The following is a 15,105-nucleotide window of genomic DNA, read 5'->3' on the forward strand; positions in this document are numbered from 1 at the left end:
CGTAGCTCGCACGGAGGCGCCGTAAAGAGGGCCGGAATCAATGCGACCTGTGCGCGTGCCCCTTCGCCACGAGGAACTTGACGGGCAGTCGGTGACCCTTCAGGTGGATCGTGTGGTGCTGCCGGCTGCCGTGGCGGATCTTGGTGGACTTCCCGGCTGGTTGAACTTCCCGTGCTGGTTGAACTTCTCGTGCTTGCAGTGATGCTTCGAGCCGCCGTGCGGGGAAGCGGCGCTCGCGACAGTCGCCGATCCCGCGAGCACCGAGATCGCGGCGACCGCGGCGGGCGGAGCAGTTACACAAGGAACTTGCCGAGATCGAGGCGGAGGTGGCCAGGATGGAAGCGGCCGAGGTCGTCTTCCGGCAGTACCCGGTCGACCGGGAGGACGGCCATTCCGTCCAGGGAGCCTGGGAACAGGCGTTGGAGGAGCCCACCGGCGGGAACGGTGCACCTGTCGCGGCCACGCCGGGAACCGGAGGGATGCTGCTGGTGCCGCACCGCACCGAGGGCATGGGCGTCGAGACGCTGCTGGCGGGCTACCAAAAGCTCATGGCGATCGTCGCCGGTCGCACCGAGCCGGTGATGGCCAAGGACGCGGCGCGGCTGGGCAGTGAGAACACACCTGCCAGGGTCGAGCCGGTGCGCGGTCAGCTGCGCAAGCCGGCCGAGCTCGGCTGGCTGGTGAGGACTGACTCCGGGCGCTACCTGTCGCGGGGACCCGCGCCCGCCCGCACGGGTGGACTGCGCCCTCGCCGCCGTCGCCGGCCCACAGCCCGAGGATCTCGCGGGTGCCCTCGACGGTGACCGCCAGGACCACGTAGATCGGCCTGTTGGCCACCTTCCCGTCGCGCAGCTTCACGTGCACGCAGTCAATGAACAGGACCGGGTAGACCGGGCGGTTTCCACTGATCGTTGCGAATCAGCGGTAGGCCAGTTCTCTTGACCAGCGTCTCATGGCCTCTGCCGGGGTGCGGTCTCCGAGGATGCGGCGGGGCCGCTGGTTGAGTTGCCGCTCGACTTGTATGAGATCGCGCAGGGTGTGGCGGGCGAGCAGGCCCTCGGCGATCGTGATCCGGTCGTCCTGGGTGAGGTAGCGGTCGTCGATGGGTTTGTCGGGCAGCAGCATGCGTCCAGCTTTGATGAACCAGACCGAGCCTGCGCTGGTGGATACGCCCACCCGGCGGGCAGCGGCTGCCCCTTTCAGGCCACCTCTACGCAGTTCGAAGTAGCTCTTCGGCACCGACAACGGCAACCGGTTCGGCGGATACTTCGGCATCGCACAGACTCCCTTCAGCAGTCGCAACCACCGATGGAAACCGCCCCGAGTCGAGGGGCCGGTTCTGCCATTCGTTCATGCCATCGATCACCTTGTTCGTGATCGTGGAGATGGTCGTCTTGGAGACTTCGGCGCCGTAGACCTCCGCGAGATGGGCGGAGATCTCCCCGTGGGTCAGGCCGCGGGCCGACAGCGAGAGCACCATCTCATCGACGCCGGTCAGCCGGCGCTGCCGCTTCTTGACGATCTGCGGCTCGAAGCTGCCCGTCCGGTCCCGGGGGACCTCGATCTCGACCGGCCCGACCTCGGTCACCACGGTCTTCGAACGAGTGCCGTTGCGGGTGTTGCCGTCGGCGGCCCTCTCATGCTTCTCGTGGCCGAGATGATCGGTGATCTCACCCTCGAGAGCGGACTCCAAGAGCCTCTTCGTCAGCTGCTGCAGCAGTCCGCCCTCACCGGTCAACTTGATCCCGCCAGCCTTCGCGCGGTCCACCAGTTGCCCGATCAACTGGTCGTCCAGGGCCTCCGGCATCCCGGCGGGCTGCACTTCCTCGACGGCCTCAGCCGAGACGATCACGTCTGTCATCAGGTGTCACTTCCTGTTCGAAGATCCACCGTTGACCGTACAGACCCGTCTGCCGTAGTCGCCGCAGCAGCCCGGTTGGCCCAGGTGCTGGTGTCCAACGATCACTCGGCATTGAGCAGGCTGCATGACGCTGGCTATCGCTGGCCACTCGGCACCGAGCCAGTTTCGTCCGGGACGGAAGACCAGCACGTCGATTCATGACCGCAGCCAGATGACCAGGGCAGCGGCGGTGACCGTTCCAAGAAATACGTAGCCGCGCTTGTCATAGCGGGTCGCAACGGCTCGCAAGTTCTTCAGTCGATTGATGGCCCGTTCGACGGTGTTGCGCTTCTTGTACCGCTCCTTGTCGAAGCCCGGAGGCCGTCCGCCTCGCGATCCTTTGCGCAGGCGGGCCGCCTGGCTGTCGGCCTTCTCCGGGATCGTGTGCCGGATGGCGCGCCGCCGCAGGTACTGACGGCAAGGCCCGTTGCTGTAGGCCTTGTCGGCCGCAACACTGTCGGGCTTCTTGCGGGGCCTGCCCGACCCGAGACGGGGGACCCGGATCTTCTCCAGCACCGGCACGAACTGGGTGCAGTCGGCCCGCTGCCCCGGCGTGACGATCAGAGACAACGGACGGCAGAAACCGTCCGCGCTCAGGTGGATCTTGCTGGTGAAGCCCCCGCGTGAACGCCCCAGGCCCTCGCCTCCCGCACCACCTCCACCAGCCGGCCGACGAGGCTCTGCCACGGAGTTTCGTCCTGGTGTTCCAGCGCCTCGTCCCCCTTTGAGCCGGCAAGGGCCGGCGGCGGATCGATGCGGGCACCGGCCGCGTGCTGGTGGGCTCGCACGATGGTGGAGTCCACCGAGACGTCCCAGTCGATCTCGCCGGCCGCGTCAGCTGCGGCCTGGACCTGCTGCAGCAGGCGTTCCCACGTGCCGTCCGCCGACCAGAGCCGATGGCGCTCGTAGACCGTCTTCCACGGCCCGAACCGCTCCGGCAAATCGCGCCAGTGCACCCCGGTCCTCACCCGGTGCAGGATCCTGTCGATCACCTGCCGGTGATCACGCCACCGCCCGCACCGACCGTTGCTCACCGGCAGGAATGGCCGCAACCGCTCCCACTCCGCATCCGACAGATCGCCGCGTTCACCCCGCCCCATACCCAGGACAACGATCCGACCCGACGACAGTCACATGATCGGCCGGACAGCTCCTAGTAGTGCTGGGGCGTCCCTGGTCCGCGTACCCGTTGTCCCCGATTCCCTCATGTGCGTATCTCCCGGCGCAGTGGCAGCGTGGGAAGGGAGGCACAGACCCACACGCATGGGGACGGCCCGGATGCACGAAGAGCGTGGTCGCACTGTTGGCGGCAGGGATCTTGGCGGACCGGCGGAACACCATTCCTGGGCGCGTCGCCTGCGGTCCTGGCCGAGGGGGCGCAGCGTTGCCGGGCAGACTTTCCTCTGGCTGCTGGCAGCCGTGGTGCTACTCGTCGTCGCGGCGCTGGCGGCGCTCGTCCTACAAGCCCAGCACTACAGCAAGAGCGACGCGGAACACCGCACGGCCGCCGCCGCCATCGCAGTGTCGCAGTCCCCGGGGGTGGTGCAGGCCCTTGAGAGCGCTCATCCGAGCGCGATTCTGCAGCCGCGCGCCGAACAGACCCGGAAGAGCGCCGGCCTCGACTACGTCGTCATCTACAACTCCCGGGGCATCCGCTACACCCATCCCAATCCCCAGCTGATCGGGAAACATGTCTTCGGCCCGTACGAGTACGCCCGGAAGGGGCCGAGCACCGTCACCATCGCCTCGCCCCTGGGCCTCACCGTCGACACGACCGCGCCCATCAAGAGGCCCGATGGCTCGGTTGCGGGGTTCGTGTCGGTAGGCATCACGGCCGAGCACGTGACCGGTGTCGTGAACCGCCAGCTGCCGGTGCTCCTCGGCGGCACCGCTGTCGCGCTGGCCCTCGGCATGGCCGGCGCGGCCCTGGCGAGGCGGCGGCTGCGCCGCCAGACGCATGGCCTGGGGCCGTCCGAGATGACACGGATGTACGAGCACCACCACGCGGTGCTGCACGCGGCCCGCGAGGGCGTGCTGATCGTCGGCGGGGACGACCGGCTGATCCTGGCCAACGACGAGGCCCGACGCCTGCTGGATCTGCCCCCCGAGCCCGAGGGTCGGCCGGTCCAGGACCTCGGGCTTGATCCGAAGCTGGCCGGGCTGCTGGCGTCCGGGCACGTCGTCACCGACGAGGTGCACCTGGCCGGAGACCGCCTGCTCGCCGTCAACAACCGCCCGACGGAGCCCTACGGCGGACAGCCCGGCAGTGTCGCGACGCTGCGCGACACCACCGAGCTGAGGCGCCTGGCCGGGCAGGCCGAGCTGGCCCGCTCCCGCCTGCAACTGCTCTACGACGCGGGAATGCGGGTCGGGACCACGCTGAACGTGGTGCGGACCGCGCAGGAGCTGGCGGACGTGGCGGTGCCACGGTTCGCGGACTTCGCCACGGTCGAGCTGGCCGATCCCGTCCTGCGGGGCGACGAACCGCCCTTGGGCACGGGCACGGCGCGGGGCCCGCAGATCCGCCGCACGGCGGCGAGCGGCATCAGGGACGACCACCCGCTCTACCCCGTCGGGTCGACGATGAGCTTCGCCTCCGCGACACCGGAGGGCCTCAGCCTGGACACCGGCCGCGCCGTACTCGCCGCCGATCTAAGCCAGGCGCACGCGTGGCGGTCGCGCGACCCCGAGAACTCCGACGCCATCCTGTCGTACGGGATCCACTCGCTGATCTCCGCGCCGCTCCAGGCGCGCGGCCTGGTCCTGGGCATGGTCAACTTCTGGCGCTTCGGGGATTCCGAACCGTTCGGGGACGACGACGTCTCCTTCGCCGACGAGCTGGTCGCCCGCGCGGCGATCGCCGTCGACAACGCCCGCCGCTTCACCCGTGAGCACACCATGGCCGAGACGCTGCAACGCAGCCTGCTGCCCCGCGGTGTGCCCAAGCAGAGCGCCCTGGACCTGGCGTACCGCTACCGCCCGGCGCACCGTGGCGTCGGCGGGGACTGGTTCGACGTCATCCCGCTGCCGGGATTCCGTGTGGCGCTGGTCGTCGGCGACGTCGTCGGCCACGGCCTGCACGCCGCGGCCACCATGGGCAGGCTGCGCACGGCGGTCCACAACTTTTCCACCCTCGACCTGCCCCCCGACGAGCTGATCGCCCACGTCGACGAGCTGGTGGCCCGCATCGATCAGGACGAGGCGGCCGTGGAGGGGGAAGAGGGCGATGGCGGGCGGATCACGGGCGCCACCTGCCTGTACGCCATTTACGATCCGGTGTCCGGACGCTGCACCATGGCGCGGGCGGGCCACCCCTTTCCCGCGCTCGTACGGCCCGACGGTGGTGTCGAGTTCGTCGACCTGCCCGCGGGTCCGCCCCTCGGCGTGGGAACCCTGCCCTTCGAGACGGCCAAGCTGCGGCTGGAGGCGGGATCCCGGCTCGTGCTCTACACGGACGGGCTTGTCGAGAACCGGCACCGGGACCTGGAGGACGGGCTCACCCGGCTGCACGGCTGCCTGTCCAGGGCCCGCACCAACGGGTCCCCGGAGGAGATCTGCACGGCCGTCTTCGACGCGATGGTGCAACCGAACCCGAGCGACGATGTCGCGCTTCTCGTCGCGCGCACGCACCTGTTCGCCCCCGACCAGGTGGCCACCTGGGACGTGCCCCGCGACCCCGCCGCCGTCTCCCGCGTCCGCTCGGCGTGCGTCGGACAACTCACGGCCTGGGGCCTGGAGTCGCTCTCCTTCACCACGGAACTCATCCTCAGCGAGCTGATCACCAACGCCGTCCGCTACGGCACCGAGCCCATCCACGTCCGCCTGCTCCGCGACCGCACCCTCGTCTGCGAGGTCTCCGACGGCAGCAGCACCGCGCCCCACCTCCGCTACGCCGCCAGCACCGACGAGGGCGGCCGCGGACTGTACCTCGTCGCCCAGCTCGCCGAACGCTGGGGGACCAGGTACACGGAACGGGGCAAGGTCATCTGGACGGAACAGGCCCTCACCACGACGCCCGGGCTGTTCGACGCCATGCCTTTCTAGCTATAGCTAGGGGCAGGTCCCGGCGCTCCTCTGTTGTTCATGCCGCGGGCCCCTGCCAACTTGGCAGGGGCCCGCGCTGCCCGAAGCCATTGGACGCTGGCGGACAACACCGGGCGGAGCAGCTACTGAGACCGCAAGTGAGACCCGTGGCTCTCCAAGGTCAGACGCGCTGGTACTCGGTGTGCGCGAGCGTCCCAGGGCGCGACCGAGCAGAGCGCCGCCGCGTAGCGCCGTCAGCAGAGACACCCAACGTCAATCACTTCGATCACGTTGCCCCGGGCCATGTACTCGACCCAGCACTGATTGCCGAACGCTGCCGCTTTCGCCCCTGGCGGCGGGAACGGAGCCTCGGCCGCAGCGCTAATGAGCATGACGATCTCCTTGCGCGCGTCGGCGGGGACGTCCAGCAGCACGTCGGCGGCGCTTTTGATCAATTCCACTCGCATTGCGCACCCCGTGGCAGGAGCAGCGTTGCACGGCACAGCCCCCAGCCCGGATGGGCCTGCCTAACCAGGGTCTCTCGGCTCGTCCGGGCATGTACAGGGGCACAGCGAAGCCCCCGCATACTCTCGTGCGGGGGCTCACGTATACCCAACCGCAAAACCTCAGCCGCGCGCCTCCGGAGCCCAATAGGACGGTCCCCCGCCGCGCCATTCGAGCAGCTCCGGGTCGTCGATCTTCGTATCAGCCTCGGGCAGGCCTGCGAGGCGTAGGAACTCCACCACGTCAAGGAGGTGGTACGCCGTGCCGACGTGCTCATCGCGGATCGTCACCCGCCGTCCGCCGTCCGGCTGCGGCGGGTGAACGATCACGGGCGCTTGTCCGGACATGCTCCCAGTGTGCTCCGGCCATCCGAATATGGATCGAGCCCCCGCACTCGCTCGTGCGGGGGCTCAGTCGAGGATCCCTAGTGTCTCGTGATTCCGTTTGCATCACTTTGAGTTGTTTGCGACGAGTTTCTTGACGTTGGTCTGGACGAGTCGGACCTTCGTCAGGATCTCTTCGGCAGTTGCGGTCCAGGTGAACGGTCTGGCCTCGGAGTTCCAGGAGTCGATGCCCGGCGACGCTCACGAGCGTGGCGGTCCGAGCGCACGTCGCACACACGGTGCCGAGCGGACTGGCCACGTGGCTGATGTCGGAGGCCACACACGCGCTCACGCTGTGGCCGGCGTCCGTGTCCGCCGGGCTGATCGGCCTGAACGTCGCAGGCCTGTGGCTGGGCCGGCGTCAGCCGTCGGTCCGGCTCGATGACGGGATGAGCGCAGAAGAGCAGCGGCTGGCCTCGCGGCTCGACCCGTCGTTCTGGGTCCAGAACGCCGACGCCCGCGGCTTGTCCGGCACCGTGCCCACGCCCGCGAAGCTCACCCCAGCCGGGCTGATCTCGCACGTGCGGCTGGACGGGCGGTGGACGCCGAAGACGTTCGGTGCGAAGGCGGACGAGATCCGGGCCCTGCTCGGGGCGCGGACCGATCTGCGGATGGAGATCAAATCCGGCAGTCACGGCGACCGCGCCACCATCACGCTGCGGACCCGCAGCGCGGCCGACGGCATCGACCTGTCCGGCTGGGAGCCCGGGGCGCCGTGGGGCATCGACACGATCACCGGCGAGCCGGTGTTCGTGCCGCTCGGTCGCCGGATGCTGATCGCGGGCACGTCCGGTGCCGGCAAGAGCTGGTCCACGCGGGCTCTCCTCGCGGAAGCTTCGGAGAGCGTCGACCACCGCTTGATCGTCATCGACCCCAAGCGGGTGGAGGCCCTGAACTGGGAACACCGTGCCCGCACGGCGGTGCGCCGGGACGACGTCCTGGACGTGACCGACGAGCTGGTGGAGGAGATGCACGAGCGGCTGGACGAGATCCCGCGCGGCAGCGACGTGATCGCGATCAGCGCGAACCGCCCCCGCATCACGGTCTTCGTGGACGAGGGTGCCGAGATCATCTCCATGGCCAAGTTCAAGACGCCCCGCACCGAGGACGGCCCCGGCCCGGACTACAGCCGGATCATGGAGAACCTGCGCACCCTCGCGCGCATGGCACGCGCCGCCGAGATCATTCTGATCTGGGCCACGCAGAAGCCGACGATGGACGGCAAGAGCCCCGGGCTGACCCGCAGATCAGCGCACAGATCACCTACCGGGCCTCACTCGCCCTGTCGACGTCCTCGGAGTCCCGGGTGGTCTTCGGAGAGGACGCCACCGAGGACGGCTGGCACGCGCACAAGCTGCCCATGCCCGGCGTCGCGATGCTGCGATCCAGCCCCAAGGCCAAGCCCAACCCCGTCAAGACCCGGGCATTCTCCCCGGCCGACGTCATCGCCCTCCCGAACCGGCCCGTATGGCACCGGGAATCCTCCAAGCCGTCCAGGAGCCCCCTGCACCTGGTCAAGGAGCCGAGCACCGCCACAGCGACACCCGCGCCGGCGAGCAATCGGGACCGGGTCCTGCGGGCTGTGCACGACGGGGCTCGCACCCTGCGAGACATCACCGACCGGACCGGAATCAACAAGGGCACCGTCTCCCGCGAGATCAAAGCCCTCACGTCCACGGGAGCCCTCCGCAAGACCGACGACGGCATGCTCCTGCCCGGACAGGAAGCGGCCTGAGCACCCCCGCCTGACCTAACCCTCCATCAACACGCCAAGGGCGGCCCCCTCTCACGCCAATGAAGCGGGGCCGCCCTCGTCTGCCAGCACTCATCACAGAACTGGAGACATCCAGCATGACTCAACCCATCCCGATCCGGCGAGACGGCCACCGGCCGCGCTTACTGGACGCTCTGGACCTTGCAGCGGCAGGCGTACCCGTCCTGCCTCTGCGCGCGGGCAAGCTCCCGTTCGGGAACTGCCCCTCCTGCACCGGTAATGCGTGCGGCGACCGCCCGAACATGAAGACGCCGGGGGCCTGCCAGTGCCCGCGGCCGTGCCATGGCTGGGCTACCGCCACCACCGACCCCGCCGTACTCCAGTCCCCCGCATGGGCCGACGCATGGCACCAGGCCGGAGCCGTCGCGTACCACCCCGGCGGGGCCGGGCTCACCGTGGTGGACCTCGACGACGCTGACGCGGTCGCCTGGGCCCGCCAGGCGCTGCCCGCCACCCGGACCGTGCCCACCACCCGCGGGGAACACTGGATTTACCTGGGGACCATGCGGTCCGCGAACGCGGTCCGACCGGGCGTGGACATCAAGTCGTCGATGGCGTACGCCCGGTGGCTCGGACCCGGCACCGGCACCATGACCGATCTGCCCGAAGCCGTGCGCGCGCTGGCCCTGAAGGAGCCCTCCACGGTCCGGCCTGCACCACACGTCATCACCGCGCTAGCGCCAGGCGGGGAGTGCCGTCACCGCACGCCCGCCTACCTGGACCGTGGCATCGCCATGGCCGAGCAGCGCATCACCGAGGCCCGCAGTGCGGTTCACACGACCGTCTACCGGACCTTCCTTGCCGTGCTCTCCACGCACGGCCGGTGCGGCTGCCTCACCGACACCCACATCGCGCGGCTGTTCACCGCCGCGCAGACCAAGGACGAATCGCCCCGGCACTGCACCGACGCATGGACCAACGCCCGCACCCAGTTGGGACTGTGACCATGTCCGACGACGAGAAGAACCCCGCCCGTGAGGTCATCACCGACTACGCACAAGCGCACTTCCGGTACTTCCGCACCGCCGACGGCACCGTCTACGCGCAGAAGAACGGCCACCCCGTAGCCCGCCCGATCCGCTCCCAGGGCACGACAGGCAGCCACCGCCAGGAACTCATGGTCGGCCTGTTCAAGGACGGGCGCGGCATGTTCAACGGAACCGCCCTCAAAGAGGCGCTGGACCTGATCGAAGCCCTCGCGCTGACCGAGGCCACCCAGGCCGTGCAGATCCGCGTCGCCCCCGGATTCGACGGAGCGACGTGGCTGGACCTGGGCCGCAATGACGGCCAGTCCGTCCGCATCCACCCCACCGGCTGGGACATCGCCATCCCCGACCCGCGCGAGGTGTGCTGGCGGCGCACCCAGCTCACCGGAGAACTCCCGTTACCGGCCAAGGACACCAACAGCAAGGGCATCGACCTCCTGCTCAGGCTCTGCAACTTCGCCACCGCCGAGACCGAATGCCTGGCCATCGCCTGGCTAATCGGCTGCCTCGGCCCGTCCGTGCCCGTCCCCGCCCCCTTCCTCACCGGCCCGCAGGGGGCGGGGAAGTCCACAGGTGGGCGGATGCTCATCAGGATCATCGAGGGCATGAGCGGTGACCTGCGTCGGGCGCCGAAGGACGAGGAGAACCTGATCGCGGCGGTCGCGGCGGGGTGGGTCACCGCGCTGGACAACCTGTCCCACATGACCCCGGACCTGTCCGACGCCATGTGCTGCATCGTCACCGGAGCCGAGTCGGTGAAAAGGGCGCTGCTCACCGACGGGGACGTGCACCGGGCCCGCTACCGCCGCCCCCTGCTCCTGACCGGCATCGACGTGGGAGTCATCCGGCCCGACCTCGCGGAACGGCTCCTGCCCCTGCGCCTGGAGCGGCCCCGCGTGAGGCGCACCGAAGCCGAACTGTGGGCGGAGTTCGAAGAGGCGCTGCCCGTCATCCTCGGCTCTCTCCTCGACCTCACGGTCAAGGTCCGCGCCGCCGAAGCGGAGACCCCCACCGATCTGCGGATGGCGGACTTCGCGCACCTGTGCGCGCAGCTCGACGCGGCAACCGGCCTCGGGGCGCTCACCGCCTACCGGGCCAGTCTGGACGATCTCAACGACGACGTGATCGAGGGCGATCTCCTCGCCCAGACCGTTCTCAAGCATGCCGACACCATCGAGCCGGGCGCAGAGCAGCGAATGACCTCCACCGAGTGGCTGCACCACCTCAGTCGCCTCTACAGCGGCGACGAACTGCGCCCCCTGCCCAAGGGCTGGCCGACGACGGGCAAGGTTCTCTCCGACCGGCTCAAGCGCCTCCAGCCCACCCTGGCCGCTCGCGGTGTGCTCATCGACAGCGGCCGGACCCGCGAGGGCCGCTACCTCGAAATGGTCCGCCGGACCGACCCGCCGCCGTACGAGCAGAAGGCAGCGTTCTGACCCACACCGCCCGGTCGCCCGGACAAGCAAGAAGAGCACGCCGCGCCGGGTGCTCTTCTTGCTGTTCGGCGGAACGCCGCCCGATGGTCGCGCCGCGCAGCGGCTCCCTCTTCACGCTGTAAGGCACACCGCACTACTACAGACACCCCCTTCTCTTTCCTAAGTAGGGAAGCTCTGCGTCACCTGCGTCACTCAGGTCGGAAAACGGCCCCTGAGCTGCGGCTAAGGGCGTGACGCAGACGACGGGCTCTGCGTCATCCTGCGTCACCTGCGTCACGCCGTGACGCAGCCCGTGACGCAGCGATGACGCACCCCCACACCACTGCGTCACACAAAGCCGCAGGTCACAGACCCGCATGACGCTGGTGACGCTGTGACGCAGAAATCCGCACCTCGGACAGGCGCGAACTCCCGAGGAGCCCCCGAACGCGACACGACTCGACGCCGAGGACCTCATGAGCCGAACCCGTTCCGCTCAACCCGACCCCCGGGCCACCCTCCGGGGCGGTCTCCCCGACCGCTACCTCACCCCCGACGACATCGCCGAGATCTTCGACGTCCCCAAAGAGACCGTCTACCAGTGGCGCAAGAAGCGCACCGGACCGCCTGGCTTCCGCATCGGCAAGCACATCCGATACGACCCCGCCGTCGTGCACCGCTACGTCGCCGAACGCATGACCGCCGACGCCGCCTGAAACGACATCTCACCACCCAGGGAGGGCCACCCAGTGGCCCTCCCTGTCCATTTCCCAGAAGGGATTGCCGCCCCATGGCAGGCCACATCCAAGACCGCTGGTACAAGACCGAGTTGAACCACGCCGGGAAGACCGTGCGTGTGAAGACCGAGCGCTACGGCACGGGCATGCGATATCGCGCTCGCTACGTCGCGCCGGACGGTACTGAGCGCAGCCGTTCGTTCCCGGACAAGCAGAAGCGACTTGCCGAGGTTTGGCTGACGCAGATCGCGGCGGACATGAACCGAGGGCAGTACGTCGACCCGTCCGCAGGGATGGTCACGTTCCAGCAGTTCGCCACTCAGTGGCTTGCGTCGCAGACGACGGACCCGGCCACCATCACAGCTATGGAGCTGCGCTTCCGCCTCCACGCCTTCCCGCACGTCGGTGCTCGTTCGCTCAGCGCCTTTCAGCCGGGCCACATTCGTACGTGGGCCCGTGCGTTAAAGGACTCCGGCATCGCGGCGTCGTACCAGCGCGTCATCTTCGCCAACGTCTCCGCCGTCTTTGCGGCGACGGTCGACGACGGCATTATCGCCCGAAACCCCTGCCGAGCGGGGTCGGTCAAGGCGCCCAAGCTGGACGCCAGGAAGCTTAAGCCGTGGACGCATCACCGCGTGCTCGCAGTCCGAGCCGCGCTCCCGCAGCAGTACGGCACGACAGTCGACGTCGGCGCCGGATGTGGCCTCCGGCAGGGTGAAGTCTTCGGCCTCGCCGTCGACGAGGTGGACTTCCTCGGGGGCGCCGTTCACGTCGTACGGCAGGTGAAGTTGGTCGACCCTCACCTCGTGTTTGCCCCGCCCAAGGGTGGCAAGCTGCGAGATGTTCCGCTGGCCGACTCCGTGTCGCACGCGCTCGCAGAGCACATCACCCGTCGGCCACCAGTCGAGGTGACGCTGCCCTGGAAGACGCCGGACGGTCCGCTCGTGACGGCAACGCTGCTTTTCTACTCGCGCGAGCGGAAGGCGCTGAACCGCAATTACTTCAACATGTACCTGTGGAAGCCCGCGCTCGTCTCGGCCGGCGTCATCCCGGAGCGCGAGCCGGGGGAGCGGTTCACGAAGTCGCGCGAGCACGGCATGCACGCGCTGCGGCACTACTACGCGTCGGTGCTTCTGGACGCGGGGGAGAACATCAAGGCTCTTGCCGAGTACCTCGGGCACTCGGACCCCGGCTTCACTCTCCGCACGTACACGCACCTGATGCCAAACAGTCAGGACCGCGCGCGGAAGGCCATCGACTCTGCCTTTGGAGCGGCGGGCGCTGACGACGATGGCGACGACGGAGCGGTGCCTGTGGCGGCCTGATCGGCGCTCACAGAAAAGGCCGTCGGCCGTGCCTTCCGAGAGGGGAGGAACACGGCCGACGGCCCACAGACGGCCCAGGGGAGCGGAAACCCGCTCTGACCTGCGGCGTTCTTAAATGTCGAAGAAGTGACGCGGCACCTTTCTGACCTGTACGTACTCCAGCCGCCGCCCTTCTGGCCTGCGGGTTAGCGGTCGGCGGTTGTTGTCGCCTGTCATCGTTGAGCCCCCTCGGACGCCCCGGAGACGGCCCCAGTCGGATGTATCGGGGTCACGGCCACCGTCTGGGTGTTCCCCGGAGGTTGTCAGCACCAGGTGGCAGGATGCCGTGCTATGACCGCACCGATCAGTGAGTCGTGGACGCGAATCGAGAGCTGGCTGGCCGAGCACGCCCCGGCGACCTACGCCGCGCTGGCGCCGCCCGCGGATCCGGCGGACATCGCCGCAGCCGAACGCGTCATCGGCCGGCCACTGCTGAAGCCCTTGGTGATGTCGTTGTCGCGGCACGACGGCCTCCTCCACCAGCGATTCTCGCTGCTGCCAGGGTTCTACAGGCCGATGAGTGCACGCGAGATAGCAGCTGCGTGGCAACTCTTCACCGGGTTCTACGACAAGCGCACGGCGGACGAGGAAGGAGAGGCGGCGGACTACGACTTCATGAAGCTCGGGGCCAGCAACGTCCTGTACGGACATTCGCAGTTGATCCCCATCGCGCGGGATGTCGGCGGGGGTTACCTCGTACTGGACCATCGTCCCGAGATCGACCGGGGGCGCGTCCACGAACCCGAGGCTGTGGAAGGCATTATGCGTGGATCGCACGAGATGTGGACGTCCCTGCCGGTGCTCATGGAGACGATCGCCACGTCTCTCGAGACCAACCAGTCCCTCAACGACTACACGCCCGTAGTGGACGAGGAGCAGAGGCTGGACTGGAACTTCATACCGCTGCGCAGTGACCGGACCTTGCATCGGTCATGACACAGCAGCGGATAGTGAGGTCGGTGGAGCTGCTTCGGGGCGAGTGGTCCGGCCCCGTAACCTTTCGGCGAGTCGGGCAGTCTGCGGACTGCCCGTTACCTGACTTCGGCATATCTGATCGGAAACGCCCCTCGCGGGATCTCGGCGTAGTGCGGACAAGTAGCGGGGGCAGATCTTCGTCAGCGGCTGGAACACCGGCCAGTACGTCAACAACGTCGCGCCGCGAAGGAGTCCGTCATCGCCTCGGGATTCCCAAGGAAGCAGGGCGAGAACACCCTCGTGCTGGCGATCACCGCCGAGCAGCCCGGCGTCTGACCCGACTCGTGGAACTCGTGGACCGGGGCACCGTCCTCGGCGGCATCCCCAGCCGGCAGAACGACTCACCCGGAAGGCCGTCTTCGGGGCGTCAGGTGAGCGGTCCCTCCTGGACTCGCGTCGCCGCCCAGGGCGCGGCCTGTTCCAGTTGCGCGGCCAGGGAGAGCAGGAGCCCCTCGCCCCCGAGGTCGGTGGCGAACTGGACGCCCAGCGGCAGCCCGTCGCCGTCCCAGCCGAGCGGGACGGACATCGCGGGCATGCCGGTGACGTTGTGGACGCTGGTGAACGCGGAGTAGACCGAGGCGTGTTCGTAGATCGATTCCGGCCGACCGGTGTCGAGCGTGCCGAGCAGGGGCGTGGGCCGGGCGAGCGTCGGGCTCAGCAGCACGTCGTACGTCGTGAACGCGGAGCCGACCGCCCAGCCGATCTCCTGCATGCGCCCGAGGGCCCGGCTGACGTCCGTGGCGGTGAGGGCCCGGTAGGTGTCGTAGATCACCCGCGTGAACGGTTCTAGGTCGTCGTCGGCCAGCGGGCGGCCGAGCTGCTCAAGACGGGCGTCGATCTGCGCGACCAGGTTGCTGTTCATCACCACGGCCGAGGCAGCGGCGACGTCCCCCGGCCGGTAGGCGGCCGTGGCCTCCTCCACCTCGTGTCCGAGGCTCTCGCACAGCCGGGGCGCCGGGGTGGGCGCGGGGGGGGGCGCCCGATGGCCCGCGGGGGCGGCCGGCCGGGGGGGGGTCAGTCCGCTGCGCGCGCGTCGGGGGGCCC

General features: G+C 68.9%; 14 protein-coding genes and 2 pseudogenes. 8 read left to right on the top strand and 8 right to left on the bottom strand.

All coding sequences use genetic code 11. The features are described 5' to 3' along the window. Nucleotides 1-335: 335 nt before the first annotated feature. Nucleotides 336-803: a hypothetical protein gene (locus ACFU6I_RS40045; RefSeq protein WP_384376805.1), complete on the top strand. Its 468-nt coding sequence runs from the start codon at nucleotides 336-338 to the stop codon at nucleotides 801-803. Here the strand turns inward: ACFU6I_RS40045 and ACFU6I_RS40050 are convergent. The 4 genes and pseudogenes from ACFU6I_RS40050 to ACFU6I_RS40065 all read right to left on the bottom strand — a co-directional run. After that, nucleotides 742-900 (bottom strand): annotated as a pseudogene (locus tag ACFU6I_RS40050) (transposase); the annotation flags it as partial. The gene ACFU6I_RS40045 and the pseudogene ACFU6I_RS40050 overlap by 62 nt on opposite strands. Nucleotides 901-918: 18 nt before the next feature. After that, nucleotides 919-1,125, bottom strand: coding sequence for a hypothetical protein (locus tag ACFU6I_RS40055; protein WP_384376808.1), 207 nt, complete (start codon nucleotides 1,123-1,125; stop codon nucleotides 919-921). A gap of 199 nt (nucleotides 1,126-1,324) precedes the next feature. Continuing rightward, nucleotides 1,325-1,807, bottom strand: a pseudogene (locus ACFU6I_RS40060) (transposase); the annotation flags it as partial. Nucleotides 1,808-2,056: 249 nt separating this feature from the next. Continuing rightward, nucleotides 2,057-3,000 (bottom strand): IS5 family transposase gene (locus ACFU6I_RS40065; protein WP_384376811.1). Its coding sequence is split into 2 segments (ribosomal slippage): nucleotides 2,057-2,611 and nucleotides 2,614-3,000, totalling 942 coding nucleotides; the frame shifts between segments, so codons are not numbered across the junction. Between the two features lie 163 nt (nucleotides 3,001-3,163). Between ACFU6I_RS40065 and ACFU6I_RS40070 the strand changes: the two genes are divergently transcribed. After that, on the top strand, nucleotides 3,164-5,944 hold the full coding sequence (locus ACFU6I_RS40070) for a SpoIIE family protein phosphatase (RefSeq protein ID WP_384376814.1): 2,781 nt from the start codon (nucleotides 3,164-3,166) through the stop codon (nucleotides 5,942-5,944). A 233-nt stretch (nucleotides 5,945-6,177) separates the two neighbouring features. Here ACFU6I_RS40070 and ACFU6I_RS40075 read toward each other — a convergent pair whose 3' ends face one another. The 3 genes from ACFU6I_RS40075 to ACFU6I_RS40085 all read right to left on the bottom strand — a co-directional run bounded on the left by ACFU6I_RS40075 (nucleotide 6,178) and on the right by ACFU6I_RS40085 (nucleotide 7,624). Next, nucleotides 6,178-6,390, bottom strand: a complete 213-nt coding sequence (locus tag ACFU6I_RS40075) for a hypothetical protein (protein WP_384376817.1) — start codon at nucleotides 6,388-6,390, stop codon at nucleotides 6,178-6,180. A 159-nt stretch (nucleotides 6,391-6,549) separates the two neighbouring features. Next, nucleotides 6,550-6,774, bottom strand: a complete 225-nt coding sequence (locus ACFU6I_RS40080) for a hypothetical protein (protein ID WP_345512313.1) — start codon at nucleotides 6,772-6,774, stop codon at nucleotides 6,550-6,552. A gap of 667 nt (nucleotides 6,775-7,441) precedes the next feature. After that, nucleotides 7,442-7,624 (bottom strand): hypothetical protein, encoded by a 183-nt coding sequence (locus tag ACFU6I_RS40085; protein WP_384376820.1) that lies wholly within the window; start codon nucleotides 7,622-7,624, stop codon nucleotides 7,442-7,444. Between the two features lie 492 nt (nucleotides 7,625-8,116). Here ACFU6I_RS40085 and ACFU6I_RS40090 point away from each other — a divergent pair, with 492 nt between their 5' ends. The 6 genes from ACFU6I_RS40090 (at nucleotide 8,117) to ACFU6I_RS40115 (ending at nucleotide 14,022) form a co-directional block, all read left to right on the top strand. Beyond that, on the top strand, nucleotides 8,117-8,545 hold the full coding sequence (locus ACFU6I_RS40090) for a MarR family transcriptional regulator (RefSeq protein WP_384376824.1): 429 nt from the start codon (nucleotides 8,117-8,119) through the stop codon (nucleotides 8,543-8,545). A 116-nt stretch (nucleotides 8,546-8,661) separates the two neighbouring features. After that, nucleotides 8,662-9,528, top strand: coding sequence for a bifunctional DNA primase/polymerase (locus tag ACFU6I_RS40095; RefSeq protein WP_384376827.1), 867 nt, complete (start codon nucleotides 8,662-8,664; stop codon nucleotides 9,526-9,528). Between the two features lie 2 nt (nucleotides 9,529-9,530). Further along, nucleotides 9,531-11,006: an ATP-binding protein gene (locus ACFU6I_RS40100; RefSeq protein WP_384376830.1), complete on the top strand. Its 1,476-nt coding sequence runs from the start codon at nucleotides 9,531-9,533 to the stop codon at nucleotides 11,004-11,006. Between the two features lie 455 nt (nucleotides 11,007-11,461). Beyond that, nucleotides 11,462-11,701 (top strand): helix-turn-helix domain-containing protein, encoded by a 240-nt coding sequence (locus tag ACFU6I_RS40105; RefSeq protein WP_384376833.1) that lies wholly within the window; start codon nucleotides 11,462-11,464, stop codon nucleotides 11,699-11,701. A gap of 74 nt (nucleotides 11,702-11,775) precedes the next feature. Then, complete coding sequence (locus ACFU6I_RS40110) at nucleotides 11,776-13,047, top strand: tyrosine-type recombinase/integrase (RefSeq protein WP_384376836.1); 1,272 nt, start codon at nucleotides 11,776-11,778, stop codon at nucleotides 13,045-13,047. 330 nt (nucleotides 13,048-13,377) lie between these two features. Further along, nucleotides 13,378-14,022, top strand: a complete 645-nt coding sequence (locus ACFU6I_RS40115) for an SMI1/KNR4 family protein (protein WP_384376839.1) — start codon at nucleotides 13,378-13,380, stop codon at nucleotides 14,020-14,022. Between the two features lie 406 nt (nucleotides 14,023-14,428). On the opposite strand, the gene ACFU6I_RS40120 is transcribed toward ACFU6I_RS40115, so the two are convergent. Further along, nucleotides 14,429-15,105, bottom strand: a 677-nt coding sequence (locus ACFU6I_RS40120) for an amidase family protein (protein ID WP_384376842.1), incomplete at its 5' end; no start/stop codon positions are given.

Source organism: Streptomyces sp. NPDC057486, assembly GCF_042802415.1.
In the GTDB taxonomy this organism is placed as follows: domain Bacteria; phylum Actinomycetota; class Actinomycetes; order Streptomycetales; family Streptomycetaceae; genus Streptomyces; species Streptomyces yanii.